Annotated in this window: 19 protein-coding genes and 1 pseudogene; 17 read left to right on the top strand and 3 right to left on the bottom strand. The window is 70.7% G+C overall.

Annotation, left to right across the window (positions count from 1 at the left end):
* Positions 1 to 51 precede the first annotated feature (51 nt).
* Genes apbC through RTA_RS15630 form a run of 7 tightly spaced genes read left to right on the top strand, consistent with a single transcriptional unit; the run spans position 52 to position 9,539 of the window.
* Complete coding sequence (gene apbC / locus RTA_RS15660) at positions 52 to 1,140, top strand: iron-sulfur cluster carrier protein ApbC (protein ID WP_013902402.1); 1,089 nt, start codon at positions 52 to 54, stop codon at positions 1,138 to 1,140.
* Positions 1,140 to 2,849 carry an NADH-ubiquinone oxidoreductase-F iron-sulfur binding region domain-containing protein gene (locus RTA_RS15655; protein WP_013902401.1) on the top strand — a complete coding sequence of 570 codons (1,710 nt, stop codon included), beginning with the start codon at positions 1,140 to 1,142 and terminating at the stop codon, positions 2,847 to 2,849. Before apbC ends, RTA_RS15655 begins: the two co-directional genes overlap by 1 nt.
* Positions 2,836 to 5,670, top strand: coding sequence for a molybdopterin-dependent oxidoreductase (locus tag RTA_RS15650; protein ID WP_013902400.1), 2,835 nt, complete (start codon positions 2,836 to 2,838; stop codon positions 5,668 to 5,670). The genes RTA_RS15655 and RTA_RS15650 overlap by 14 nt, the downstream gene beginning before the upstream one ends.
* A 58-nt stretch (positions 5,671 to 5,728) precedes the next feature.
* A complete protein-coding gene (locus RTA_RS15645; RefSeq protein WP_013902399.1) occupies positions 5,729 to 6,301 on the top strand; it encodes a DUF3305 domain-containing protein in 573 nt (190 codons plus the stop codon).
* Positions 6,294 to 6,923: a DUF3306 domain-containing protein gene (locus RTA_RS15640; protein WP_013902398.1), complete on the top strand. Its 630-nt coding sequence runs from the start codon at positions 6,294 to 6,296 to the stop codon at positions 6,921 to 6,923. The genes RTA_RS15645 and RTA_RS15640 overlap by 8 nt, the downstream gene beginning before the upstream one ends.
* The gene (locus tag RTA_RS15635; protein ID WP_193384802.1) at positions 6,850 to 8,922 is read left to right on the top strand and encodes a 4Fe-4S binding protein; all 2,073 of its coding nucleotides are present in this window, start codon (positions 6,850 to 6,852) and stop codon (positions 8,920 to 8,922) included. Before RTA_RS15640 ends, RTA_RS15635 begins: the two co-directional genes overlap by 74 nt.
* On the top strand, positions 8,919 to 9,539 hold the full coding sequence (locus RTA_RS15630; RefSeq protein WP_013902396.1) for a TorD/DmsD family molecular chaperone: 621 nt from the start codon (positions 8,919 to 8,921) through the stop codon (positions 9,537 to 9,539). The genes RTA_RS15635 and RTA_RS15630 overlap by 4 nt, the downstream gene beginning before the upstream one ends.
* Positions 9,540 to 9,556: 17 nt before the next feature.
* On the opposite strand, the gene RTA_RS15625 is transcribed toward RTA_RS15630, so the two are convergent.
* Positions 9,557 to 11,566, bottom strand: coding sequence for a cache domain-containing protein (locus RTA_RS15625; RefSeq protein ID WP_013902395.1), 2,010 nt, complete (start codon positions 11,564 to 11,566; stop codon positions 9,557 to 9,559).
* Positions 11,554 to 12,930, bottom strand: a complete 1,377-nt coding sequence (locus RTA_RS15620; protein ID WP_041675658.1) for a sigma-54-dependent transcriptional regulator — start codon at positions 12,928 to 12,930, stop codon at positions 11,554 to 11,556. The genes RTA_RS15625 and RTA_RS15620 overlap by 13 nt, the downstream gene beginning before the upstream one ends.
* 337 nt (positions 12,931 to 13,267) lie before the next feature.
* Here RTA_RS15620 and RTA_RS15615 point away from each other — a divergent pair, with 337 nt between their 5' ends.
* The 8 genes from RTA_RS15615 to RTA_RS15580 are packed head-to-tail and all read left to right on the top strand — an operon-like array spanning position 13,268 to position 21,290.
* A complete protein-coding gene (locus RTA_RS15615; RefSeq protein WP_013902393.1) occupies positions 13,268 to 13,474 on the top strand; it encodes a formate dehydrogenase in 207 nt (68 codons plus the stop codon).
* A gap of 22 nt (positions 13,475 to 13,496) precedes the next feature.
* Positions 13,497 to 16,469 (top strand): formate dehydrogenase subunit alpha, encoded by a 2,973-nt coding sequence (locus RTA_RS15610; RefSeq protein ID WP_013902392.1) that lies wholly within the window; start codon positions 13,497 to 13,499, stop codon positions 16,467 to 16,469.
* Positions 16,470 to 16,479: 10 nt separating this feature from the next.
* Positions 16,480 to 17,097 (top strand): formate dehydrogenase FDH3 subunit beta, encoded by a 618-nt coding sequence (gene fdh3B, locus RTA_RS15605; RefSeq protein ID WP_013902391.1) that lies wholly within the window; start codon positions 16,480 to 16,482, stop codon positions 17,095 to 17,097.
* The gene (locus tag RTA_RS15600) at positions 17,094 to 17,315 is read left to right on the top strand and encodes a hypothetical protein (protein WP_013902390.1); all 222 of its coding nucleotides are present in this window, start codon (positions 17,094 to 17,096) and stop codon (positions 17,313 to 17,315) included. Before fdh3B ends, RTA_RS15600 begins: the two co-directional genes overlap by 4 nt.
* Complete coding sequence (locus tag RTA_RS15595; protein ID WP_013902389.1) at positions 17,299 to 18,519, top strand: formate dehydrogenase subunit gamma; 1,221 nt, start codon at positions 17,299 to 17,301, stop codon at positions 18,517 to 18,519. The genes RTA_RS15600 and RTA_RS15595 overlap by 17 nt, the downstream gene beginning before the upstream one ends.
* Before the next feature lie 11 nt (positions 18,520 to 18,530).
* Positions 18,531 to 18,923: a hypothetical protein gene (locus RTA_RS15590; RefSeq protein WP_013902388.1), complete on the top strand. Its 393-nt coding sequence runs from the start codon at positions 18,531 to 18,533 to the stop codon at positions 18,921 to 18,923.
* A gap of 52 nt (positions 18,924 to 18,975) precedes the next feature.
* Complete coding sequence (locus RTA_RS15585; RefSeq protein WP_049871313.1) at positions 18,976 to 19,836, top strand: formate dehydrogenase accessory sulfurtransferase FdhD; 861 nt, start codon at positions 18,976 to 18,978, stop codon at positions 19,834 to 19,836.
* Between the two features lie 38 nt (positions 19,837 to 19,874).
* Positions 19,875 to 21,290, top strand: coding sequence for a C13 family peptidase (locus RTA_RS15580; protein WP_013902386.1), 1,416 nt, complete (start codon positions 19,875 to 19,877; stop codon positions 21,288 to 21,290).
* 21 nt (positions 21,291 to 21,311) lie between these two features.
* Here RTA_RS15580 and RTA_RS15575 read toward each other — a convergent pair whose 3' ends face one another.
* Positions 21,312 to 22,130, bottom strand: coding sequence for a polysaccharide deacetylase family protein (locus RTA_RS15575; RefSeq protein WP_013902385.1), 819 nt, complete (start codon positions 22,128 to 22,130; stop codon positions 21,312 to 21,314).
* A 163-nt stretch (positions 22,131 to 22,293) separates the two neighbouring features.
* Between RTA_RS15575 and RTA_RS19920 the strand changes: the two genes are divergently transcribed.
* On the top strand, positions 22,294 to 22,989 hold the full coding sequence (locus RTA_RS19920) for a 4'-phosphopantetheinyl transferase family protein (protein ID WP_049871312.1): 696 nt from the start codon (positions 22,294 to 22,296) through the stop codon (positions 22,987 to 22,989).
* A 130-nt stretch (positions 22,990 to 23,119) separates the two neighbouring features.
* A pseudogene (locus RTA_RS21520) lies at positions 23,120 to 23,593 on the top strand (formyltransferase family protein); the annotation flags it as partial.
* Positions 23,594 to 23,882: the final 289 nt, after the last annotated feature.

Here is a 23,882-nt window from a genome sequence, read left to right as displayed (position 1 = left end):
GCGATTCTAGTTGCGCTCGTTACACTGCCGCCCGCCCTCACAATAGCGACCATGGCCACCTCCGACCAGCTGCTCGCCGCGCTCGCGGCCGTCACCGACCCGAACACGGGCAAGGACTTCGTGTCCACCAAGGCACTGAAGAACCTGCAGATCAACGGCGCCGACGTGGCCTTCGACGTGGAGCTGGGCTACCCGGCCAGGAGCCAGGTGCCGGCGCTGCGCCAGGCCCTGGTCGCCGCGGCGCGCGGCGTGCCCGGCGTAGGCAACGTGTCCGTGAACATCGCCACCAAGGTCCTGGCCCATGCCGTGCAGCGCGGCGTGCAGCTGATGCCGGGCGTCAAGAACATCGTGGCGGTGGCCTCGGGCAAGGGCGGCGTGGGCAAGAGCACCACCGCGGTCAACCTGGCGCTGGCGCTGGCCGCCGAGGGCGCCGCCGTCGGCCTGCTGGACGCCGACATCTACGGTCCCAGCCAGCCCATGATGATGGGAATCGACGGCCGGCCCGGGAGCGAGGACGGCAAGACCATGGAGCCGCTGGAGAACTACGGCGTGCAGGTCATGTCCATCGGCTTCCTGGTGAACCAGGACGAGGCCATGATCTGGCGCGGGCCCATGGCCACGCAGGCGCTGGAGCAGCTGCTGCGCCAGACCAACTGGAAGGAGCTGGACTACCTGGTGGTGGACCTGCCGCCGGGCACCGGCGACATCCAGCTCACGCTGAGCCAGCGCGTGCCCATGACCGGCGCCGTGATCGTCACCACGCCGCAGGACATCGCGTTGCTGGACGCGCGCAAGGCGGTGGCCATGTTCGAGAAGGTGGGCGTGCCCATCCTGGGCCTGGTGGAGAACATGGCCATGCACGTCTGCAGCAACTGCGGCCATGTGGAGCACATCTTCGGCGAGGGCGGCGGCAGGCGCTATGCCGCCGAGCGCGGCATCGACTACCTGGGCGCGCTGCCGCTGGACATGTCGATCCGCCTGCAGGCCGACAACGGCAAGCCCACCGTGGTGGCCGACCCCGACGGCGAGGTGGCCGGCATTTACAAGCAGGTGGCCCGCCGGGTGGCGGTGAAGATCGCCGCCAAGGCCAGGGACTTCTCGTCCAAGTTCCCCACCATCACGGTTTCCAAGGACACCTGATGCAGGCGCAACCCGTGCGCGTGTTCCGCGGCGCCGACCGGGCGGGCAGGCTCAAGGGCCGGCCGCTGGAGGATGCGGCGCTGGCCGAGGTGCGGGCCCTGATCGGGCCGCCGCCCGGGGGCGGCCATGCGCGCGACCTGCTGATCGAGCACCTGCACCGCCTCAACGACCACTGGCACGGCCTGCACGAGCGCCACCTGGTAGCGCTGGCGCGCGAGATGAACATCCCCATGGCCGAGGTGTTCGAGGTGGCGAGCTTCTACCACCACTTCGACATCCTGAAGGACGGTCAGGCCGGCGCGGCGCTCACGGTGCGCGTGTGCGAGGGCCTGCCTTGCGAGATGGCCGGCGCGCGCGGGCTGATCGAGCGGCTGCCGGCGCTGCTGGGGCCCGGCGTGCGCGTGCTGGCCGCGCCCTGCATCGGCCGCTGCGAGCAGGCGCCGGCGGCGCTGGTGGGGCAGCTGGCCGTGGGACAGGCCACGCCGGGCAGGATCGCCGACGCGGCGGTGTCCGGGCAGGAGAAGCCGGCGGGACGCGGGGTCGTGCCTGCAGGTCCTGATTTCGTGGGGTACGAGGCCTACCGCGGGCAGGGCGGCTATGCGCTGGCCGCCTCGCTGGCGCGCGGCCAGCGCGACCCGGCGGCCGTGCTGGCGGCGCTGGAGCACTCCGGCCTGCGCGGCCTGGGCGGGGCGGGGTTCCCGGCCGGGCGCAAGTGGCGCATCGTGCGCGAGCAAGCCGCGCCGCGCCTGATGGCGGTCAACATCGACGAAGGCGAGCCCGGCACCTTCAAGGACCGCTTCTGGCTGGAGCGCGACCCGCACCGCTTCCTGGAAGGGACGCTGATCGCCGCCCAGGTGGTGGGCATCCAGGCGGTCTACATCTACCTGCGCGACGAGTACCACGACGCGCGCCGCCTGCTGCAGGCCGAGCTGGCCCGGCTGCGGGCCGACCCGCCGTTTCCCTTGCCCGCCTTCCACCTGCGCCGCGGCGCGGGCGCCTACATCTGCGGCGAGGAGTCGGCCATGATCGAGAGCATCGAGGGCAGGCGCGGCGAGCCGCGCCTGCGGCCGCCTTACATCGCCCAGGTCGGCCTGTTCGGCCGGCCGACCCTGGAGCACAACTTCGAGACCCTGTTCTGGGTGCGCGACATCGTCGAGCGCGGGCCCGACTGGTTCGCGCGGCAGGGCCGGCACGGCCGCCAGGGGCTGCGGTCCTTCAGCGTCAGCGGCCGCGTGCGCGAGCCCGGGGTCAAGCTGGCGCCGGCCGGCATCACGCTGCGCGAGCTGGTCGCCGAGTACTGCGGCGGCATGGCCGAAGGGCATGAGCTGCATGCCTACCTGCCCGGCGGCGCCTCGGGCGGCATCCTGCCGGCTTCGCTGGCCGACCTGCCGCTGGACTTCGACACCCTGCAGCCGCACGGCTGCTTCATCGGCTCGGCCGCCGTCATCGTGCTCGGCCAGCAGGACCGGGCGCGCGACGCGGCGCTGAACGTGATGCGCTTCTTCGAGCACGAGAGCTGCGGCCAGTGCACGCCCTGCCGCGTCGGCACCGCCAAGGCGGCGCGGCTGATGGAGGCGCCGGTGTGGGACCAGGCCACCCTCCAGGATCTGGGCCAGGTGATGGCCGACGCCTCCATCTGCGGCCTGGGCCAGGCCGCGCCCAACCCGATCCGCTGCGTGCAGAAGTACTTCCCGCATGAAATCGCCTGATCTCCCCTTGGTGAGCTTCAAGCTCGACGGCGCCGAGGTCCAGGCGCTGCAGGGCGAGACCATCCTGCAGGCGGCGCGCCGCGTCGGCGTGGAGATCCCGCACCTGTGCTGGGCCGATGGCCTGCGGCCCGACGGCAACTGCCGCGCCTGCGTGGTCGAGGTCGCGGGCGAACGCGTGCTCGCGCCCAGCTGCTGCCGCGCGGTGGCGCCGGGCCTGGAGGTGCAGGCCCGCAGCGAACGCGCGCTCAAGAGCCAGAAGATGGTGCTGGAGCTGCTGCTGGCGGATCTGCCGGAGCGGGGGCACAAGTGGAACGACGAGGCCGGCGCGCAGCCGCATGGCGAGCTGAGCGAATGGGCGGCTCGCCTGCGGGTGGCGCCGCGCCCGGCCCTGAAGGCCTTGCGGCGCTCCCAGCCCGCGCCGGACCTCTCGCACCCTGCCATGGCCGTCAACCTCGATGCCTGCATCCAGTGCACCCGCTGCGTGCGCGCCTGCCGCGAGGAGCAGGTCAACGACGTGATCGGCTATGCCGGCCGCGGCGCCGCCAGCCGCATCGTGTTCGACCTGGGCGACGCCATGGGCGAGAGCACCTGCGTGGCCTGCGGCGAATGCGTGCAGGCGTGCCCGACCGGCGCGCTGATGCCCAAAACCCTGGTCGGCTCGCAGCAGGTGGACCAGGAGGTGCCCTCGGTCTGCCCGTTCTGCGGCGTCGGCTGCCAGATCACCTACAAGGTGCGCGACAACCGCATCGTCGGCGTCGACGGCCGCGACGGCCCGGCCAACCACGGGCGGCTGTGCGTCAAGGGCCGCTTCGGCTTCGACTACGCCCACCATCCGCAGCGGCTCACGAAGCCGCTGATCCGCAGGCCCGGCGTATCCAAGGATCCCAACTCCCTCCTCCTCCCGGGGAGGGCGAGGGTGGGGGCAGGCGCGGGCCAGGAGGGAGCACCCGCCATCGGCGACGTCTTCCGCGAAGCCACCTGGGAGGAAGCGCTGGACTTCGCGGCCGGCCGGCTGAAAGCCTTGCGCGGCACCCATGGGCCCAAGTCGCTGGCCGGCTTCGGCTCGGCCAAGGGCACCAACGAGGAGGCCTACCTGTTCCAGAAGCTGGTGCGCACCGGTTTCGGCAGCAACAACGTGGACCACTGCACCCGCTTGTGCCATGCCTCCAGCGTGGCGGCGCTGCTGGAGGGCGTGGGCTCGGGGGCGGTCAGCAACCCGGTGGCCGACGTGGCCCAGGCCGAGCTGGTCATCGTGATCGGCTCCAACCCCACGGCCAACCACCCGGTGGCCGCCACCTGGATGAAGAACGCGGCCAGGCAGGGCACGAGGATCGTGCTGGCCGACCCGCGCATCACCGAGCTCGGCCGGCATGCCTGGCGCACGCTGCAATTCAAGCCCGACACCGACGTGGCCCTGCTCAACGCGATGATCCACACCCTCATCGAGGAGGGTCTGGCCGACCGCGAATTCATCGCGCAGCGCGCCAGCAATTTCGAAGCCCTGAAGGAATCGGTGGCCGGCTTCGCCCCGGAGGCCATGGAAGCGGTGTGCGGCGTGCCCGCCGGGCGCATCCGCGAGGTGGCGCGTGCCTTCGCCAGCGCGAAATCCGCCATGATCCTGTGGGGCATGGGCGTGAGCCAGCACGTGCACGGCACCGACAACGCGCGCTGCCTGATCGCGCTGTGCACCGTGGCCGGCCAGATCGGCAAGCCCGGCAGCGGCCTGCATCCGCTGCGCGGCCAGAACAACGTGCAGGGCGCCAGCGACGCCGGCCTGATCCCCATGATGTTCCCGAACTACCAGCGCGTGGGCAGCCCCGAGGCGCATGCCTGGTTCCAGGACTTCTGGGGCGCCCGCCTGGACCCGCAGCCCGGCTACACGGTGGTGGAGATCCTGCACCAGGCGCTGGCGCCCGACACCGACCCGCACAAGGTGCGCGGCATGTATGTGATGGGCGAGAACCCGGCCATGAGCGACCCCGACCTGAACCACGCGCGCGAGGCGCTGGCGGCGCTGGAGCACCTGGTGGTGCAGGACATCTTCATGACCGAGACCGCCTGGCTGGCCGACGTGGTGCTGCCCGCCACCGCCTGGCCGGAGAAGACCGGCACGGTCACCAACACCGACCGCATGGTGCAGCTGGGCCGGCAGGCGATCGATGCGCCCGGCGATGCGAAGCCCGACCTGTGGCTGATCCAGCAGATCGCCGGAAGAATGGGATTGAATTGGCACTACGAAGGCGGGCACGCCGGCGTGGCCGCCGTCTACGAGGAGATGCGCCAGGCCATGCACGGCGCCATCGCCGGCATCAGCTGGCAGCGGCTGGAGCGCGAGGGCAGCGTGACCTACCCCTGCCTGTCCGAGGACGACCCGGGCCAGCCCATCGTCTTCACCGAGCGCTTCCCCACGCCGGACGGCCGGGTGCGGCTGGTGCCGGCGCAGCTGGTTGCGGCCGACGAGCGGCCGGATGGCGAGTTCCCGCTGGTGCTGATCACCGGCCGCCAGCTGGAGCACTGGCACACCGGCAGCATGACGCGCCGCTCGGCGGTGCTGGATGCGATCGAGCCCGTCGCCACCGCCTCGGTCAACGGCCGCGAACTGGAGCGCCTGGGCCTGGCGGCCGGCCAGCCGGTGCGGCTGCAGTCGCGCCGTGGCGAGCTCACCTGTCATCTGCGGCGCGACGACGGCACGCCCGACGGTGCTGTGTTCATGCCCTTCGCCTACTCGGAAGCGGCGGCCAACCTGCTGACCAACGCCGCGCTGGACCCGTTCGGCAAGATCCCCGAGTTCAAGTACTGCGCCGTGAGGATCTCCGCATGAGACGCCCGGCCGCTCCGAAGTCTCATAGCACCGCAGCCCGCAGGGCGGAGGTTACCCAATGAGCAGCCCACGCCCCAGCCTCCAGGTCGCCGTGGTGATGCGGCGCGAGCGTCTCGCCAGCAAGTGGCAGCCCTGGCGCTGGGTGCTGGCCGACGTGGTGCCGCACGAGCCGGCCTTCGGCAGCGAGCCGCGCATGATCTTCGGCGACGAACGCGAGCAGCGCTGGCTGCACCCGGGCTTCACCGTGGAGCTGTTCCGCGATGACGCCGAGGGCTACTACCTCAACGTCAGTACGCCGGCGCCGTGCTGGTTCGTGCTGTGGCGGATGGAGGAGCAGGCCGGCATCGCCGACGAGCCGATCGCCCGGCCGCAGATCGTGACGCTGAGCTACCACGACGCCGGCCGCTGGCTGGACGCGCAGGAGACCGTCGAGCAGGTGCCCGCGCCGGCCGACGTGGTCGACTGGATGCGCGCCTTTGCCGATGCGCACTACGTGCCCGAGCCCAAGCGGCGCAAGCGGCCGGACAGCTTCAAGCCGCTGCAGGACCGCTTCGGCAACCCGGCCTCGGTGTCCACGCAGAAGAAGTACGGCGGTGGCGGTGGAGAGGGCGGCGGAGGCGGCCATGGCTGACGGCTTCCTGGGCCGCTGGTCGCGCCGCAAGCTGGACGCCAAGGAAGGGCGGCCGGCCGAGTCGGAGCCGCTTCGGGCAGTCGAACCGCCCGCGCCCCCACCCCAGCCATCCCCTTCGCTCCCTCCCCCTGCGGGGGAGGGCAAGGGCGGGAGCGCCCCCGCCCCCGCCGAACCGCCCCCCACCCTGGAAGACGTCCAGGCCCTCACGCCGCAATCCGACTTCAGCCGCTTCACCGGCGCCCAGGTCACGCCCGAGGTCAGGAACGCGGCCATGAAGAAGCTGTTCGCCGACCCGCGCTTCAACGTGATGGACGGCCTGGACGTCTACATCGACGACTATTCCAAGCCCGACCCCCTGCCCGAGAGCATGCTGCGCCAGCTGGCCAGCGCCCGCTTCCTGGGCATGTTCCGTGAAGAAGAGCGCAAGGATGAGATTGCCGAGGGGACAAGGGATGATGCGGATCGTGCTCTGCCGCAATCCGTGGCACAGTCCCAGACCGCCGACGCGCCCGTGCCCGCGCCCTCGCCAGCCTCACCGCCAGCCGACCATGCCGACCCTGATCTGCGATTGCAACAAGACCATGCCGCTCCAGGCCCAGCGCCTGGGCGCGGCACTGGGTGAGGAGCTGCCGCTCCACAGCAGCCTGTGCCGGCGCGAGGCACCGGCCTTCCAGCAGGCGATCCGCGGCGGCGCCGAGGTCGTTGTGGCCTGCACCCAGGAAAAGAAGCTGTTCGCCGAGCTGGGCACGCAGACCGAGGGCGCGGTCTCGCCCGTGCGCTTCGTCAACATCCGCGAGACCGGCGGCTGGAGCCGCGATGCGCGCGAGGCCACGCCCAAGCTGGCGGCTCTGCTGGCCGCCGCCCGCCTGCCCGAGCCGGAGCCGGTGCCCACCGTCACCTACAAGAGCAGCGGGCGGCTGCTGATCATCGGCCGGCTGGACGACGCCGAGCGCGCCGCGGCCCTGGTGGAGGACGTGCTGGACGTGACGCTCTTCACCCAGGGCGGGGCGGGCGCGCAGGAGCGCCGCTACCCGGTGCTGGGCGGCCGCCTCGACGGCCTGACCGGCTGGCTGGGCGCCTTCCAGCTGGCCTGGACGCCGGCCAACCCCATCGACCTGGACCTGTGCACCCGCTGCAATGCCTGCGTGGCTGCCTGCCCCGAGAGCGCGATCGGGCTGGACTACCAGATCGACCTGGCCCGCTGCACCGGCCATCGGGCCTGCGTGAAGGCCTGCGAGGCGGTGGGCGCCATCGACTTCAACCGCGAGAGCGAGCCCCAGACCGAGAGCTTCGACCTGGTGCTGGACCTGCGCGGCCAGCCGGCCTTCGCCCAGCATGCGCCGCCCCAGGGCTACTTCCACTGGGACGGCCGCGACCTGCGCACCCTGCTCAAGCTGCGCGAGCTGGTGGGCGAGTTCGACAAGCCCCGCTTCTTCGTCTACAAGCAGAAGCTCTGCGCCCACAGCCGCAACGAGCAGGTGGGCTGCAACGCCTGCGTGGAGATCTGCTCGGCCCAGGCCATCGCCAGCGAGAAGAGCCGCCAGCAGATCAAGGTCAACCCCAACCTGTGCGTGGGCTGCGGCGCGTGCACCACGGTGTGCCCTACCGGCGCGCTGACCTATGCCTACCCGCGCGCGGCGGAGCAGGGCCTGAAGCTGCGCACCCTGCTGGCCACCTACCTGCAGGCGGGGGGGCGTGACGGCACCCTGCTGCTGCATAGCCAGGAGAAAGGCCAGGCGCTGGTCGAGGCCCTGGGCCGCTCGGCGCGCCTGGGCCAGGCGCACGGCGTGCCGGCGAACGTGATCCCGGTGGCGCTGTTCCACACCGCCAGCACGGGGGTGGACCTGTGGCTGTCGGCCATCGCCTATGGCGCCAGCCAGGTGGTGGTGCTGGTCACCGGCGAGGAGGCGCCGCAGTACCTGGAGGGACTGAAGGCCCAGATGGCGGTGGCACAGGCCATCCTGCACGGCCTGGGCTACACCGGCACGCACCTGGAGCTGCTGCACGCCGATGCCCCCGCCGCGCTGGACGCCGGGCTGCGAAGCCTGGCGCAGACGCGCCAGCTGCTGCCGCGCCAGCCGGCGCGCTTCGCGGTCGCGCCAGAGAAGCGCGGCACGCTCGAGATGGCGCTGGACCATCTGATCGAGCAGGCGCCGCAGCGCCCCGAGTCCATCGCGCTGCCGCCGGCCGGCTCGCCCTTCGGCAGCATCGCGGTGGACAAGGACCGCTGCACGCTGTGCATGAGCTGCGTCAGCGCCTGCCCGGCCAGCGCCCTGCAGGACAACCCCCAGCTGCCGCAGCTGCGCTTCATCGAGAAGAACTGCGTGCAGTGCGGCCTGTGCGCCGGCACCTGCCCCGAGGACGCGATCACGCTGCAGCCGCGCCTGCTGCTCACGCCGCAGCGCCGCGAGGCCCGGGTGCTCAACGAAACCAAGCCTTATGCCTGCGTGCGCTGCAGCAAGCCCTTCGGCACGCTCAAGGCCATCGAAGCCATGCTGGGCAAGCTGGCCGGCCATTCCATGTTCCAGGGCGCGGCGCTGGAGCGCCTGAAGATGTGCGGCGACTGCCGCGTCATCGACATCTACTCGGCCGAGAACGAATCCAAGATCACCCATCTATGAGCAGCGAGACCTTCACGCCGTCCTCCGCGCTGGACGAGGAGACCGCCCGCGCCGAGATCTACGGCCTGCTGGCCCAGCTGTACTACGCGCCGCCCCCGCCTGAGCTGATGGGCGCGCTGCGCGTCGCGGCCACCGAGGCGCCGGCCGCCGGCGGTTTCCTGGAGGAGCCCTGGCGCGCCCTGGTGGGCGTGGCCCGCGCCATGGACGATGCGCAGGTGAAGGGCGAGTACGACGCGCTGTTCGGCGGCGTCGGCAAGCCCGAGGTCTACCTGTTCGGTTCGCACTACCTGAGCGGCTTCCTCAACGAGCGGCCGCTGGCGCAGCTGCGCGACGACCTGGCCGGCCTGGGCCTGGCGCGCGACGAGGCCATGCCCGAGACCGAGGACCACATCGCCTACCTGTGCGAAGTGATGCGCTACCTGATCGCGGGCGACGACGTGGCCGTGGCCAACCTCGCGCGCCAGCAGGAGTTCTTCTCGCGCCACCTGCAGCCCTGGGGCCTGCAGCTGTGCGACGCCATCGCGGCCCATCCGCGGGCCCGCTTCTACGCCGCGCTGGCGGGTTTCACCCGCGCCTTCCTGAGCGTAGAGCAGCAGGGCTTCGACATGCTGGACTGAGGCGCCGCGGCCGGGCGCTAGGTTTCCAGCAGCGGCCGGCCATTGTTGGTCGGGGCGGAGGACTCGGCCGGCGCCTCCGGCTCGGCCAGCAGCCGCACGCTGAACACCGCGCCGCCGCCCGGCGCGTTGGCGGCGCTCACCGAGCCGCCGTAGCGCTCCACCAGGCCCTGGCTGATCCACAGGCCCAGCCCGTTGCCGTCGGTGCGGGTGGTGAAGAACGGGCGGAACAGGCGCTCGCGCACCGCGGCCGACAGGCCGGGCCCGCTGTCCTGCACCTCCAGCAGCACGCCGCGCTCCCAGTCGCGGCTGCGCAAGGTGAGTGTGCCGCCCTCGGGCATGACCTGGATGGCGTTGATGATCAGGTTGAGCAGCACCTGCTGCAGCTCCTGCCGGTTGATGCCCACGCGCAGGGTGGCGCCATGCTCCTTGGCCACCGTGATGCGGGTCTGGGCCAGCAGGTGGGCCACCAGCACCAGGCACTCGTCCAGCACCCGGTTCACGTCCATCGTCTCCACATAGCCCGCGTACTCGGTGGGCCGGGCGTACTGCAGCAGCTGGGTGACGATCAGCCGCATGCGCTCGACCTGCTCGTCCAGCAGCTTCAGCTCCGGCCGCACCGGCTCGGCCTGGACGCCCAGGGTGTCGCGCATCAGGTCCAGGTTGCCCTGGATCACGGCGATCGGGTTGTTGATCTCGTGCGCGATGCTGGCCGTCAGCTGGCCGATGGCCGCCAGCTTTTCCGACTTGACCAGCTGCTGCTGCGCCCGGCGCAGCGACTCGTTGCTGGCGGCCAGCTCGCGCGTGCGCTCGGCCACCTTGCGGTCCAGCTCGTCGGCCCAGCGCTGCAGGCTGCGGGTCTTCTCGTCGATCACGTCCAGCAGGTGGTCCAGGTGCTGGGCCAGGGCGCCGATCTCGTCGCGCGCATCGACCGGGCCGACCCGGGCCGCGGCGTCGCCTTCCTCGACCAGCCGCATGGCGCGGTTCATCTGCTCCACCGGCCGGAAGATGCTGCGTGCCCAGCGCAGCGAGAACACCGCGGCCAGCGCCATGACGGCCAGGAACAGCACGGCGATGCCGGCCAGCGCGGTGTACTTGACCAGCCGGAACGGCCGCTCGGTGTAGCCCACGTACAGCATGCCCACGTGCCGGCCCTGGCCGTCCAGCAGCGGCTCGTAGGCCGAGACGTACCAGTCGTTGACAACGAAGGCGCGGTCCAGCCAAGTGCCGCCGCGGCCCAGCACCGCGTCGCTCACGGCCCGCGACACGCGCGTGCCGATGGCGCGCTCGTCCCGGAACAGGCGCACGTTGGTGGTGATGCGCACGTCGCCCAGGAACAGGGTGGCCGTGCCCTGGCTGCCGAAGGGCAGGGAGCCCTCGGGGTAGACGATGCGGTTGATGTGGTCGATGAAGGGCAGGTTCTGGTTCAGCAGCACGCCGCCGCGCAGCAGGGCCGTGGCGCGCCCGGCGTCGTCCAGCACCTCGGCGCTGGCCAGCACCACCATGGCCCGGTCCTCCACCCTGCGCTCGCTGGGCGCCGCGTTGCGGGTGGCGATCAGCGGCACGGCGACCCGCCCCGCCAGGTGCGGCGCCAGCTGCGCGAACCGGGCGCCTTCCAGCACCACCAGCCGCGCCGAGCGCGAGCCGCCGGCGCCGTGGCCGACCAGCGGCGGCTCGTCGGGCGGGGCGATCACCAGGAAGTCCAGGCCCAGGCGCTGGCGCTGCTGGTCCAGCAGGGCGGCCAGCCGCGCCGGCTCGCGCGCGTCCAGCGCGCGGCGCAGGGCATGCGAAGCCGCCACCGACTCGGTGCCGCCGCCGACCTCGGCCACTACCTGGTCGAAGTAGCCGTGCGCCACCGCCAGGTCGCTGCGCACCTTGGTGATCAGCAGCCGGTCGTAGGCCTGGTCGCCCCACAGCGCCAGCGCGCCCACCAGCAGCGGCAGCACCACCAGCAGCGGCAGCAGCGCCATGGCCAGCAGCTTGTTGCGCACCGAGCGCGCCAGCCACGGCCAGCGGATCACGCGCTCCATTCGGCCACCCGGCGCTCGAGGGTGCGCCGGGAGATGCCCAGCAGCTGGGCGGCGCGGGTCTTGTCGCCGTGCACGGATTCCAGCACGGCCAGGATGTGCTGCTTCTCCAGCAGGTGCAGCGGGGTCGGCTGCCCGGACGGCGCCAGCTGCGCGGCGGCCGGCTGGGCGTACAGGGCCGACACGTTGAGCGTGCCCAGGATCAGCGAGCGCTCGACGAGGTTGCGCAGCTCGCGCACGTTGCCCGGCCAGTCGTACTGCATCAGGAAGGCCATCTCGGCCTCGCTGATGGCCAGCGGCTCGGCGCCCAGGGCCGGCGCCAGCTGCGACATGAAGTGCGCCACCAGCTGCGGGATGTCCTGCTTGTGCTCGCGCAGCGGCGGCAGCGTCAGCTCCACCACCTGCAGCCGGTAGTACAGGTCCTTGCGGAAGCGGCCGGCTGCCACCTCCTGCGCCAGCGAGCGGTTGGTGGCGGCGATGATGCGCACGTTCACCGGCAGCAGCTGCTGGCTGCCCACCGGCCGGATCTTCAGGTCCTCCAGCGCGCGCAGCAGCGTGGCCTGCAGCGGCAGCGGCAGCTCGGCCACCTCGTCCAGGAACAGGGTGCCGCCCTGGGCGTAGTAGAACAGGCCGTCGCGCGCCTTGGCCGCGCCGGTGAAGGCGCCCTTGGCATGGCCGAACAGCTCGCTCTCGATCAGCTCGGGCGACATGGATGCGCAGTTGACCGGCACGAACGGCCCCTGCGCCCGGCTGCTCAGGCCATGCAGGGCGCGCGCCACCAGCTCCTTGCCGGTGCCCGACTCGCCCTGCAGCAGCACCGTGCTGTGCACGCTGGCGATGCGGCGGATGGACTGCGACAGCCGTTCCATCACGGGCGACGCGCCGACCAGGCCGCCGCGCTGCATCACGTCGGCCGGCTGGCCGCGCCGCAGGATGTAGTTCTCGCGCTTGAGGCGGGAACGCTCGTAGCAGTGCTTGACCGAGTTGAGGATCTGCGGGACGCGGAACGGCTTGAGGATGAAGTCGGACGCGCCGGCGCGCAGCGCCTCGATGGCGGTGTCCAGGTCGGCGAAGGCGGTGATCAGGATGACCTCGCCCGAGAAGCCGTGCTCGCGCAGTTCCTTCAGCCAGGCCACGCCGCTCTTGCCCGGCAGCGAGATGTCCAGGATCACCAGGTCGACGTGGTGCCCGCGCAGCAGCTCCGCGGCTTCCTCCGCGCTGCCCGCGTCCATCACGAAATGGCAGCGCGGCACCAGGGTCTTGACCAGGAAGTTGCGCATGCCCTGCTCGTCGTCCACCACCAGGATGGACCAGAACGGCCAGCCTTCGGCGGCCTTGTCGGCAGGGGGCGGGGAGGGTGCGGTCATGGGTCGGGCGGCAAGGCCGGGCGGATTCTAGGAGGCGGTTGAGGGAATTACTCGGAAAAGGGCATGGCCCCTTGCCGGTTCCGTCCCCGGCCGCTGCGACAAGTTGTCGCGCAGGCTGCGACAGCTTGGCGCGCCGGCCGGCCACGGCGCGGCGCCGCTCCCTGCGGACACTGGGGCCGCCAGGCTGTGCGGCAACATGGCACGCTTTCTGCTGACCTTGGCGGGGCTATCGGATCCGCGGCTCTCTAGGTAATCACTCGCTTGCGCCGCCCCGGTGCGGAGGCTACATTCCGTTGCCCTATGCACATGCCTTCATAGTGCAGGACCAGGAGACAGCATGAGCCAGCCCACCAGCAAGCTATCCCGCCGGACGCTTTTCGCCGGCGCCGGAACCGTCGGCGCCATCGCCGCAGCCGCCACCGTGCTGCCCGCCGTGCGCGAGGCCGAACCGGCCGAGCCCGTCGCGAAGAAAGCCCCCGCCAAAGGCGGCGGCTACCAGCTGACCGAACACGTCAAGCAGTACTACAAGACCACCCTCATCTAACTCCGTCCTTCCGGAGGCCTCCATGTTGCTGACCAAGAAACCGGGTTCCGCCCAGGCGGGCGCACGTTCGCCCTTCGTCCACAGCCTGCAGCGCGGCCTGTCGCACGCGCTGCCCACCATGGACCGCCGCGCGTTCCTGCGCCGCTCCGGCCTCGGGGTCGGGGTGGGCATCGCCGCCGGCAGCCTGACGCTCGTCAAGAAGGCCCGGGCGGCCGGCGGCGACGGTCCGGCCGTCGGCCAGGGCAAGATCGAGGTCAAGCGCACCGTCTGCAGCCACTGCTCGGTGGGCTGCGCCATCGACGCGGTGGTCGAGAACGGCGTGTGGGTGCGCCAGGAGCCGGTGTTCGACTCGCCCATCAACCTGGGCGCGCACTGCGCCAAGGGCGCGGCCATCCGCGAGCACGGCCACGGCGAGTACCGCCTGCGCTACCCGATGAAGCTGGTGAACGGCAAGTACGAGCGCATCAGCTGGGATACCGCCCTCAACGAGATCGCCGCCCGGCTGCAGGAGCTGCGCAAGGCCAGCGGCCCGGACTCGGTGTACTGGATCGGCTCGTCCAAGCACAACAACGAGCAGGCGTACCTGATGCGCAAGTTCGTCAGCTTCTTCGGCAGCAACAACTGCGACCACCAGGCCCGCATCTGCCACTCCACCACCGTCGCCGGCGTCGCCAACACCTGGGGCTACGGCGCGATGACCAACTCGTACAACGACATGCAGAACAGCAAGTGCGCGTTGTACATCGGCTCCAACGCCGCCGAGGCGCACCCGGTCAGCCTGCTGCACATGCTGCACTCCAAGGAGAGCGGCTGCAAGATGATCGTGGCCGACCCGCGCTTCACCCGCACCGCGGCCAAGGCCGACGAGTACGTGCGCATTCGCTCCGGCTCGGACATCCCGTTCCTGTTCGGCGTCCTCTACCACGTCTTCAAGAACGGCTGGGAGGACAAGAAGTACATCAACGACCGCGTCTACGGCATGGAGGACGTCCGCAAGGACGTCATGGCCAAGTGGACGCCCGACAAGGTCGAGGAGGCCTGCGGCGTGCCCGAGGCCACCGTCTACAAGGTGGCCGAGATGATGGCCAAGAACCGGCCGTCCACCATCGTCTGGTGCATGGGCCAGACCCAGCACACCATCGGCAACGCGATGGTGCGCGCCTCCTGCATCCTGCAGCTGGCGCTGGGCAACATCGGCGTGTCCGGCGGCGGCGCCAACATCTTCCGCGGCCATGACAACGTGCAGGGCGCGACCGACGTCGGCCCCAATCCCGATTCGCTGCCCGGCTACTACGGCGTGGCCGAGGGCTCCTGGCGCCACTTCGCCAACGCCTGGGGCGTGGAGTACGACTGGATCAAGGGCCGCTTCGCCAGCGCCGGCATGATGACCAAGCCCGGCATCACGGTCTCGCGCTGGATCGACGGCGTGCTGGAGACCAACGACAACATCGACCAGGACCCCAACCTCAGGGCGGTGGTGTACTGGGGCCACGCGCCCAACTCGCAGACCCGCGGTCTCGAGATGAAGCGGGCCATGGACAAGCTGGACCTGCTGGTCGTCGTCGACCCGTACCCCTCGGCCACCGCCGCCATGGCGGCCATGCCCGGGCGCCCCGAGGACCTCAACCCGAACCGCGCCGTGTACCTGCTGCCCGCCGCCACGCAGTTCGAGACCAGCGGCTCGGTGACGGCCTCCAACCGCTCGATCCAGTGGCGCGAGAAGGTGATCGATCCGCTGTGGGAGAGCCGCAGCGACCACATGATCATGTACCAGCTGGCCGACAAGCTCGGCTTCGGCAAGGAACTGGTCAAGAACTACAAGATGCAGAAGATCAAGGGCCTGGACGAGCCGGTGCCCGAGGACATCCTGCGCGAGATCAACAAGTCGGTCTGGACCATCGGCTACACCGGCCAGAGCCCGGAGCGGCTGAAGGCGCACATGCGCAACATGCACGCCTTCGACGTCAAGACGCTCAAGGCCAAGGGCGGCGTCAAGGACAAGGAAACCGGCTACGACCTGACCGGCGACTACTTCGGCCTGCCCTGGCCCTGCTTCGGCAACCCCGAGCTCAAGCACCCCGGTTCGCCCAACCTGTACGACACCTCCAAGCACGTGATGGACGGGGGCGGCAACTTCCGCGCCAACTTCGGCGTGGAGCGCGAGGGCAAGAACCTGCTCGCCGAGGACGGCTCCCACTCGCTGGGTGCCGACATCACCACCGGCTACCCCGAGTTCGACCACGTGCTGCTCAAGAAGCTGGGCTGGTGGGGCGAGCTGACCGAGGCCGAGCGTGCCGCGGCCGAGGGCAAGAACTGGAAGACCGACCCGTCGGGCGGCATCATCCGCGTGGCCATGAAGAACCATGGCTGCCACGTGTTCGGCAACGCCAAGGCGCGCGCGGTGGTGTGGAACTTCCCGGACGCGATCCCGCAGCACCGCGAGCCGATCTACAGCACCCGGCCCGACCTGGTGGCCAAGTACCCGACCCACGACGACAAGAAGGCCTTCTGGCGGCTGCCCACGCTGTACAAGACCGTGCAGCAGAAGAACGTGGCCGACAAGGTGCACGAGAAGTTCCCGCTGATCCTCACCTCGGGCCGCCTGGTCGAGTACGAGGGCGGCGGCGAGGAGACCCGCGCCAACCCCTGGCTGGCCGAGCTGCAGCAGGAAGCCTTCGTGGAGATCAACCCCAAGGCGGCGGCCGAGCGCGGCATCCGCAACGGCGACCGCGTGTGGCTGCACAGCCCCACCGGTGCCAAGCTGGACGTGCAGGCCATGGTGACCGAGCGCGTCGGCCCGGACACGGTGTGGATGCCCTTCCACTTCTCGGGCCGCTGGCAGGGCGCCGACATGCTGGCCTACTACCCCAAGGGCGCGGCGCCGGTGGTTCGCGGCGAGGCGGTCAACACGGCCACCACCTACGGTTATGACAGCGTGACGATGATGCAGGAGACCAAGACGACGATCTGCAACATCGAGAAGGCAGCGGCCTGAGGAGAACACCATGGCAAGAATGAAATTCATCTGTGACTCGGAGCGTTGCATCGAGTGCAACGGCTGCGTCACCGCCTGCAAGAACGAGCACGAGGTGCCCTGGGGCGTGAACCGCCGCCGGGTGGTCACGCTCAACGACGGCGTGCCGGGCGAGCGCTCGATCTCGGTGGCCTGCATGCACTGCTCGGACGCGCCCTGCATGGCGGTGTGCCCGGTCAACTGCTTCTACCGCACCGACGAGGGCGTGGTGCTGCACGACAAGGACACCTGCATCGGCTGCGGCTACTGCAGCTACGCCTGCCCGTTCGGCGCGCCGCAGTTCCCGGCGGCCGGCACCTTCGGCGTGCGCGGCAAGATGGACAAGTGCACCTTCTGCGCCGGCGGCCCCGAGGCCAACGGCTCGCAGGCGGAGTTCGAGAAGTACGGCCGCAACCGGCTGGCCGAAGGCAAGCTGCCCGCCTGCGCCGAGATGTGCTCGACCAAGGCACTGCTGGCCGGCGACGGCGACGTGGTGGCCGACATCTTCCGCAACCGCGTGCTCAAGCGCGGCAAGGGCGCCGAGGTCTGGGGCTGGGGCACGGCCTACGGTTCCCGCCAGGCCGGCCAGCCGCAGGGGGGCAAGTCGTGATCCGGGCCGCCATCGCCGTTGCCGCGGTGCTGGGCCTGGCCGCCTGCACCGAAAAGCCGCAGACCGCCGGCGGCGTCAAGAGCGACGCCGCGTCCTTCCAGGGCACCGGCATGCCCTACGTGGCCGGCGGCTGGAAGCCGGGCGACAAGGCCAGCTGGGAACAGCAGCTCAAGACCCGGACGCAGCAGGGGCAGAACGACTATGCCAAGGTCAACTGAAGCAGCGGCCCGCCTGAGCCGCACGCTGGCCGTGGCCGCCTTCGTGGCACTGGGCCTGGTGGCGGGCGCCTCGGCACAGAACCGGGCGCAGGACGATCCGCCGCCACCGCCCGCGCAGGGCGCGGGGCAGGGCGGCATCCAGGGCCAGAACATCTTCGACGTCAAGCCCGAGGTCAAGCCCGACGCCTCCTCGCTGCCCGGCTACATGGAGCAGAACAACGCCCAGCGCAACCGCGTGCAGCCGGGCAACAACTCGCCCATGTGGCGCGGCGTCCAGGCCGGCGCCGAGGGCTACACCAGCCTGCCCAGGAGCCAGGCCCCCGAGGCCGGCATCCTGATCCAGGAGCAGGTGCAGTACCCCGGCTCGCGCCTGACGACGGCGGGCGAGGCCTGGCGCCAGGTGCGCAACAACTGGATCCTTCCCTACGGCGGCGCGCTGCTGCTGATCGTGCTGGGCGCCATCGCGATCTTCTACTTCAGCAAGGGCGCGATCGAGACGCATGGCCACACCGGCCGCCGCATCGAGCGCTTCACCCCGTTCGAGCGCTCGGCGCACTGGGCCAACGCGATCGCCTTCGTGGCCCTGGCGGTCTCGGGCATCGTGATGGCCTTCGGCAAGTTCTTCCTGCTGCCCATCATGGGCGGGACGCTGTTCGGCTGGCTCACCTACGCCCTGAAGAACATCCACAACTTCGCCGGCCCGTTGTTCGCCGTGTCGCTGGCCATCGTGTTCTTCACCTTCCTGCGCGACAACTGGCCCCAGCGCGGCGACCTGAAGTGGCTGCTCAAGGGCGGCGGGCTGTTCGGCAAGGCCGGCCACGAGCCGCCCTCGCACCGCTTCAACGCCGGCGAGAAGGTCGTCTTCTGGGGCGGCGTGTTCTTCCTGGGCATCATCGTGGTGGCTTCCGGCCTGGTGCTGGACAAGCTGATCCCCAACCTGGTGTACGAGCGCGGCACCATGCAGATCGCCCACATGGTCCATGCGGTGGCCACGGTGCTGATGATGTGCATGTTCCTGGGCCACATCTACCTGGGCACCATCGGCATGCGCGGCGCCTACTCGGCCATGCGCACCGGCTACGTGGACGAGGCCTGGGCCAAGGAGCACCACGCCTACTGGTACGAGGACGTCCAGGCCGGCAAGATCCCGGCCCAGCGCAGCAAGCCGGCCGGCCTGGGCGCCGACGCCGTGCGCACCGCCTGAAGGATTCGAGCATGAAGCAGATCTACCTCTCCGCCCTCCTGCTGTCTTTCGCGTCCGTGACGCTGGCCAAGCTGCCGCCGCAGGACGACGCGACCAAGGCCAAGGCCGCCGAAACGGCCGCCCGCCAGGCCTGGCAGGCCAAGGTCGACGCCTTCCAGCTGTGCAGGGCGCAGGACCGCATCGCCAGCCGCTACCGCAAGGCAGGCGCCATGGTGCCGGTTTCCACGGGCGGGACGGCACCCGCTGCGGCGGCCGGCTGCCCCGACCCGGGCCCGTTCGCCTACAACGCGCCGGCGCAGAAGCCCCTGGAAACCTCCGGCGCGCACTCGCCTACCGGCACGGCCGCGAGCCCGCCGAGCGTGAAGCCGTCGTCGGCCGAGATGGCCCCGGCCAAGAAGCCCTGAGCTGAACCCTTCCGTCCGCCGCCTCGGCCGGCGGCGGCGAATATCTTCGTCCATGGCCTTGCCCCGCCTGACCGATGCCCGCGCGCCGCTGACGCGCGAGGTCCAGGCCGTGGATGAACACGGCCGGGAACTGGCGATCTCGATCCCGGCTGAACGCGACTTGACCGTCTACGTCGACAAGCGCGAGCTGGTCACGCTGATGACGCTGGGGGCGCACCCGGAGTGGCTGGTGCTGGGCTACCTGCGCAACCAGCGGCTGCTGCGCTCGGTCGAAGAGGTGGAATCGGTCACCGTCGACTGGGAGGTCGGCGCGGCTGCGGTGCGCACGCGCGGCGGCATCGAGCGCATCGAGGAGCGTACCGCGCGCCGCATCGTCACCACCGGCTGCGGCCAGGGCAGCGTGTTCGGCGGCCTGATGGACGAGATCGAGGCCATCGCGCTGCCGCAGGCGCAGCTCGCGCAGGCCCAGCTGTACGGCGTCGTCAACGCCATCCGGCTGCAGGAGAGCACGTACAAGTCCGCCGGCTCGGTGCATGGCTGCGCCCTGTTCCGCGGCGAGCGCATGCTGCTGTTCGTGGAGGACGTGGGGCGGCACAACGCCATCGACACGCTGGCCGGCTGGATGTGGATGAACGGCGTCGACACCGCCGCGGCCGACCCGGACCAGCCCTTCGTGTTCTACACCACCGGCCGGCTGACCAGCGAGATGGTCATCAAGTCGGCGCAGATGGGCGTGGCCGTCGTGGTTTCGCGCAGCGGCATCACCCAGATGGGCCACGACATCGCCGCGCGCCTGGGCCTGTGCGCCATCGGACGCGCCACCAACCGGCACTTCCTCTGCTACACGGGCCGGGAGCGGCTGCGCGCCGCGCCCGAACTGGCGGGGCCGCTGCTGCAGGCGGCCGGCCGCTGAGGCTGGCCCGGGCGGCCGGGCTGGCATGATCGCCGGCCATGAACGCCTTGCAAGCCGATCCCGTTGCCGCACCCGGCGACCGCTTCCTGCCCTGGTGGCGCTGGCTGGCCGAGGGCCTGCGGGCCGGCCTGCTGCTGCCGGCGCGTGTGGGGGGCCACCGGCCTACGCCGTGGCAGGTGGCGGCGCTGGTGCTGCTGCTCACGGCGGTCGAGCTCGGCCTGGGCCGACTGGAGATCGCCGGTCCGGCCCGCTTCGACCTGCAAGCCTGGCTCGCGCCCTGGTGGGGCACGGCCGCGCTGCTGCTGGTGGTGTGGTGGGCCTTGGCTGGCGCGGCCCGGGCCGGCGGGTCGGCAGGGCTGGCGGCCTGGTTCGCGCTCTGGACGGCCGCGCTGCTGCCGGTCACCTTGGTGTCGCTGGGCCTGGGCATTGCGCAGACGCAAGAACGGCTGCCGGCCTGGCTGGCGGGCGGCGGCTGGACGGCGTGGGCGCTGTACTTCGGGCTGTGGGGCTGGCTCGTCGTCGCCGGCCTGCGGCTGGCGTGGGGACTGGGCGCGCGACCCGCCGGCCTGGCCGGATTGGCTGCGGGCCTGCTGGGTGTCTTCGCGCTGACTGCATGGCAGTTCCCGGACCGGCCCTGGGTGGCGCAGCCGGCCGGGCTGCCCGATGCGCCGCGGCTGGAGCTGAGCCAGGAGACCTTCGAGGCGCAGCAGGCGGCCTGGCAGCGTGCCGTCGACGGCTTGGCCGCGCAGCGCGAGGACGTGGTCGACGTGTACGGCCTGGTGTTCGCGCCCTATGCCGGGGAAGACGTGTTCCTGCGCGAGAGCGGCATGGTCGCCAGCCTGCTGGCCGAGCGTTTCGATGCCCGGGGGCGGGTGCTGCACCTGGTGAACCACGCGACCACGGCGACCACCCATCCCTGGGCCACGCCGCTGAACCTGCGGCGGGCCGTGCAGGCCCTGGCCGCGCGCATGGATACCGGGCGCGACCTGCTGGTGGTCTATCTCACCTCGCATGGCGCCAGCGACCACCGGCTGGCGGCTTCGCACTGGCCGCTGGCGGTCCAGCCCCTGAGTCCGGGCGAGCTGCGCGACGCGCTGGACCAGGCCGGCATCCGCCACCGGGTGATCGCGGTCTCGGCCTGCTATTCGGGCGGCTGGATCGGCCCACTGGCCGGCGAGCGCAGCCTGGTCATGACCGCGGCCGACGCCATGCACACCTCGTACGGCTGCGGGCGCCTGTCGGAGCTGACCTTCTTCGGGCGCGCGGTGTTCGACGAGCAACTGCGGCGCACCCACTCGTTCGAAGCGGCGTTCGGGCAGGCGGTGCCGTTGATCCGCGAGCGGGAGGTGCAGGCCGGCAAGCCGGACGGTTTCTCCAACCCGCAGATCAGCGTAGGGGAGGGCTTGCGCCCGCTGTTGGGTGAACTCGAGCAGCGGCTGCGGCCCCGGGACTGAGGCCGGGCCGCCTGGTGCCGTTCAGCTCGGGACGTGCAGGCCCGGTGCGATCATGGAGGGCGTTGGCGGCGCGACGCGGCGGCCCCTGCCGCGCAGCAAACCGACGCCGACGTTCAGGCGCGCCCACAGGCCGAGCTGGCTGGTCGAGTGGAACATGGTGAAGCGGGGCAGGGCCTGCGGGGTGTCCAGGCGGCTGGCTCGGCGCTCCTCGGTGGTGGTGGCAGTGACGTAGCCCGCTTCCCGCACCATGTCCAGGTGCTGTGCGTCATGGCCGCCGTAGGGGTAGCAGAAATGGCGGATCTCGGTCTCGAGCAGCTTCTCCAGGTCCTGGCGGCTGCCGGTGATCTCCTGGCGCGCGGTGGCGTCGTCGCTGCGCGAGAGGTTGACGTGGTTGCGGGTGTGCGAGCCGACCTCCTGGCCGCTGGCGATCCAGGCCTTGAGCTGGCGCGCGTCCATCAGCGGCTGCTCGGCGATGCCGTGCTCCAGGTCCCACACGTTGCTGCCGCCGACCTGCCCGCTGACCATGTAGCAGGTGGACGAGAAGCCGTAGTAGCGCAGCACCGGCAGCGCCTGCTCGAAAGTGTTGCGGTAGCCGTCGTCGATCGTGATGCCCGCCACCTTGCCGGTCTTCTCGCCGCGCAGGTAGGGCTCGAGCTCGCGCATGGACAGGCCCTTGTAGCACAGGGCATGCAGCAGGCTCATCTGCCGCGCGAATTTCTCCGGCGAGGTCACGAACGTGCGGTACGGTACGTCCGACCCCGGGACGAGCCCCAGCTGGTGGTAGGTGAAGATGGGGATGGGGCGGACCGGGCCCGCTTGAACATTGCGCTCTCGAATCATGGGAACTCTTTCGCCTCTGGGTTCATTGAGAAGCCATGGTCCTGCGGCACCATGGAAGAGCTTGTAGGTAAAAATCGATTTTTTTTGTAAGTAGCTGGTTTTGCGCCACTCGACGGTTCACGGATGAGCACCTCAGCCAGCTCGTGTGTTGCAACATCGCCGCATGGAGACGACTGCAAGCGCCCTGGGCGCCGTCCCGGTGCAAGCCGGTGGAGCCAGCGCCTGGCTGCTGGCGGCCGGCGCCATGCCATGGCCGCAGCTGCAGTCGCGCGCCTGGAAGCTGCTCGACGCTGCGGAGCGTGAACGCGCCGCGCGCCTGCGGTTGCAGGCCGACCGCCATGCCTACGTGATGGCCCACGCGCTGCGTCGGCTGGTGCTGGGGCAGGCGCTGCAGACGGACCCGGCCGCCCTGGTGTTCGCACAGGATGCTCATGGCCGGCCCCACCTGGCCGGCGCGGCCGGCGCACCCTTCTTCAGCTTGTCGCACACGCGCGAAGCTGTCGCATTCGCCCTGGCCAACCAACCGATAGGCATCGATATCGAATCCGAGAAAATCGTGAATTTCGATTTTGCGCTGTTGAAAAGTTTCGTGGAACGGCCCCCGACTGCCTCTGGTGAACCGCCCGGGGACTTTGCAACTTGCTGGACCTCGATGGAAGCATTCTGGAAAGCCAAGGGCACGGGGCTGGTGGACGGGCAGCCCCTGCTGCAGCTGGTGCGCGAGGGGAGCGATCTGCTGTCGGCCCGTCTGCGCGATGCGGCGGGCCGCTGGATCGAACAGGCCCGCATCCACCTGCTGCGAAAGATCCCCGGTTGCGTGGGCGCCATGGCTGTGTTGCATGAATGCGGCTCATCGTAGGTGCTGCAGGCGAATGGAACATGGTCCATTCGGGCCATTCTTGAAGCAAATCCTTTGCAAGCTGTAAAAATCGTCTCACGCGTTTTGACCGTCGCCCTACCATGAGCTATCGGTTGTTTTCAAGGCCTCCATGTCCATGTCCAGTACTGCAGTTTTCGTCGGCGACGGCAGTCTTCTCGTCCAGTGCGCGGAAGCGTTCCGCTCGGCCGGGCACCGCATCGTCGCGGTCCTCACGGACGACGCCGGCATACGGCAGTGGGCTGACGGCCTGGGCCTGCCGACGCTGTCGTCGCAAGCCGGTGGCGATCTGCCCGAAGGCGAGTTCGACTACCTGTTCAGCGTCGCCAACCTGCGCGTGCTGCCCCCGTCGCTGCTGGCGCGTGCGCGCAAGCTGGCATTGAACTTCCATGACGGCCCGCTGCCGCGCTACGCCGGGCTGAACGCCACCGCCTGGGCCCTGATGGCCGGCGAGAAGGAGCATGGGATCACCTGGCACGAGATGACGGCTGCGGTGGATGCCGGACGGATCGCGCGGCAGTCGCTGTTCACGGTGGCGCCGCAGGACACCTCGCTGAGCCTCAACGCGCGCTGCTACGAGGCCGGGCTGGCCGCATTCCAGGACATCGTGGCCGACATCGGCCGTGGCGGCGTGCCGCTGGCGCCGCAATCCGGGGAGCGCAGCTGGTTCGGGCGCCATCGCCGCCCCGAGGCCCTGGCCACGCTGGACCTGGAACGTGCGGCCGAGCAGCTGGCGGCGCTGGTGCGCGGCCTGGATTTCGGCCATTCGCCCAACCCGCTGGCGCGACCCAAGCTCTACCTGGGCGACCGGCTGGTGCTGGTGCGCACGGCGCAAGTGGTGGCGCCGGTCTCCACCGCCCCCGCGGGAGTCGTGC

The organism is Ramlibacter tataouinensis TTB310 (assembly GCF_000215705.1).
In the GTDB taxonomy this organism is placed as follows: domain Bacteria; phylum Pseudomonadota; class Gammaproteobacteria; order Burkholderiales; family Burkholderiaceae_C; genus Ramlibacter; species Ramlibacter tataouinensis.
This window is presented reverse-complemented; position numbering and strand designations above follow the sequence as displayed.

Excerpts from the sequence above, each read along its gene's own strand:
- apbC (WP_013902402.1), top strand. The coding sequence starts at position 52 with ATGGCCACCTCCGACCAGCTGCTCGCCGCGCTCGCGGCCGTCACCGAC.
- RTA_RS15655 (WP_013902401.1), top strand. The coding sequence starts at position 1,140 with ATGCAGGCGCAACCCGTGCGCGTGTTCCGCGGCGCCGACCGGGCGGGC.
- RTA_RS15650 (WP_013902400.1), top strand. The coding sequence starts at position 2,836 with ATGAAATCGCCTGATCTCCCCTTGGTGAGCTTCAAGCTCGACGGCGCC.
- RTA_RS15645 (WP_013902399.1), top strand. The coding sequence starts at position 5,729 with ATGAGCAGCCCACGCCCCAGCCTCCAGGTCGCCGTGGTGATGCGGCGC.
- RTA_RS15640 (WP_013902398.1), top strand. The coding sequence starts at position 6,294 with ATGGCTGACGGCTTCCTGGGCCGCTGGTCGCGCCGCAAGCTGGACGCC.
- RTA_RS15635 (WP_193384802.1), top strand. The coding sequence starts at position 6,850 with ATGCCGACCCTGATCTGCGATTGCAACAAGACCATGCCGCTCCAGGCC.
- RTA_RS15630 (WP_013902396.1), top strand. The coding sequence starts at position 8,919 with ATGAGCAGCGAGACCTTCACGCCGTCCTCCGCGCTGGACGAGGAGACC.
- RTA_RS15625 (WP_013902395.1), bottom strand. The coding sequence starts at position 11,566 with ATGGAGCGCGTGATCCGCTGGCCGTGGCTGGCGCGCTCGGTGCGCAAC.
- RTA_RS15620 (WP_041675658.1), bottom strand. The coding sequence starts at position 12,930 with ATGACCGCACCCTCCCCGCCCCCTGCCGACAAGGCCGCCGAAGGCTGG.
- RTA_RS15615 (WP_013902393.1), top strand. The coding sequence starts at position 13,268 with ATGAGCCAGCCCACCAGCAAGCTATCCCGCCGGACGCTTTTCGCCGGC.
- RTA_RS15610 (WP_013902392.1), top strand. The coding sequence starts at position 13,497 with ATGTTGCTGACCAAGAAACCGGGTTCCGCCCAGGCGGGCGCACGTTCG.
- fdh3B (WP_013902391.1), top strand. The coding sequence starts at position 16,480 with ATGGCAAGAATGAAATTCATCTGTGACTCGGAGCGTTGCATCGAGTGC.
- RTA_RS15595 (WP_013902389.1), top strand. The coding sequence starts at position 17,299 with ATGCCAAGGTCAACTGAAGCAGCGGCCCGCCTGAGCCGCACGCTGGCC.
- RTA_RS15590 (WP_013902388.1), top strand. The coding sequence starts at position 18,531 with ATGAAGCAGATCTACCTCTCCGCCCTCCTGCTGTCTTTCGCGTCCGTG.
- RTA_RS15585 (WP_049871313.1), top strand. The coding sequence starts at position 18,976 with ATGGCCTTGCCCCGCCTGACCGATGCCCGCGCGCCGCTGACGCGCGAG.
- RTA_RS15580 (WP_013902386.1), top strand. The coding sequence starts at position 19,875 with ATGAACGCCTTGCAAGCCGATCCCGTTGCCGCACCCGGCGACCGCTTC.
- RTA_RS15575 (WP_013902385.1), bottom strand. The coding sequence starts at position 22,130 with ATGATTCGAGAGCGCAATGTTCAAGCGGGCCCGGTCCGCCCCATCCCC.
- RTA_RS19920 (WP_049871312.1), top strand. The coding sequence starts at position 22,294 with ATGGAGACGACTGCAAGCGCCCTGGGCGCCGTCCCGGTGCAAGCCGGT.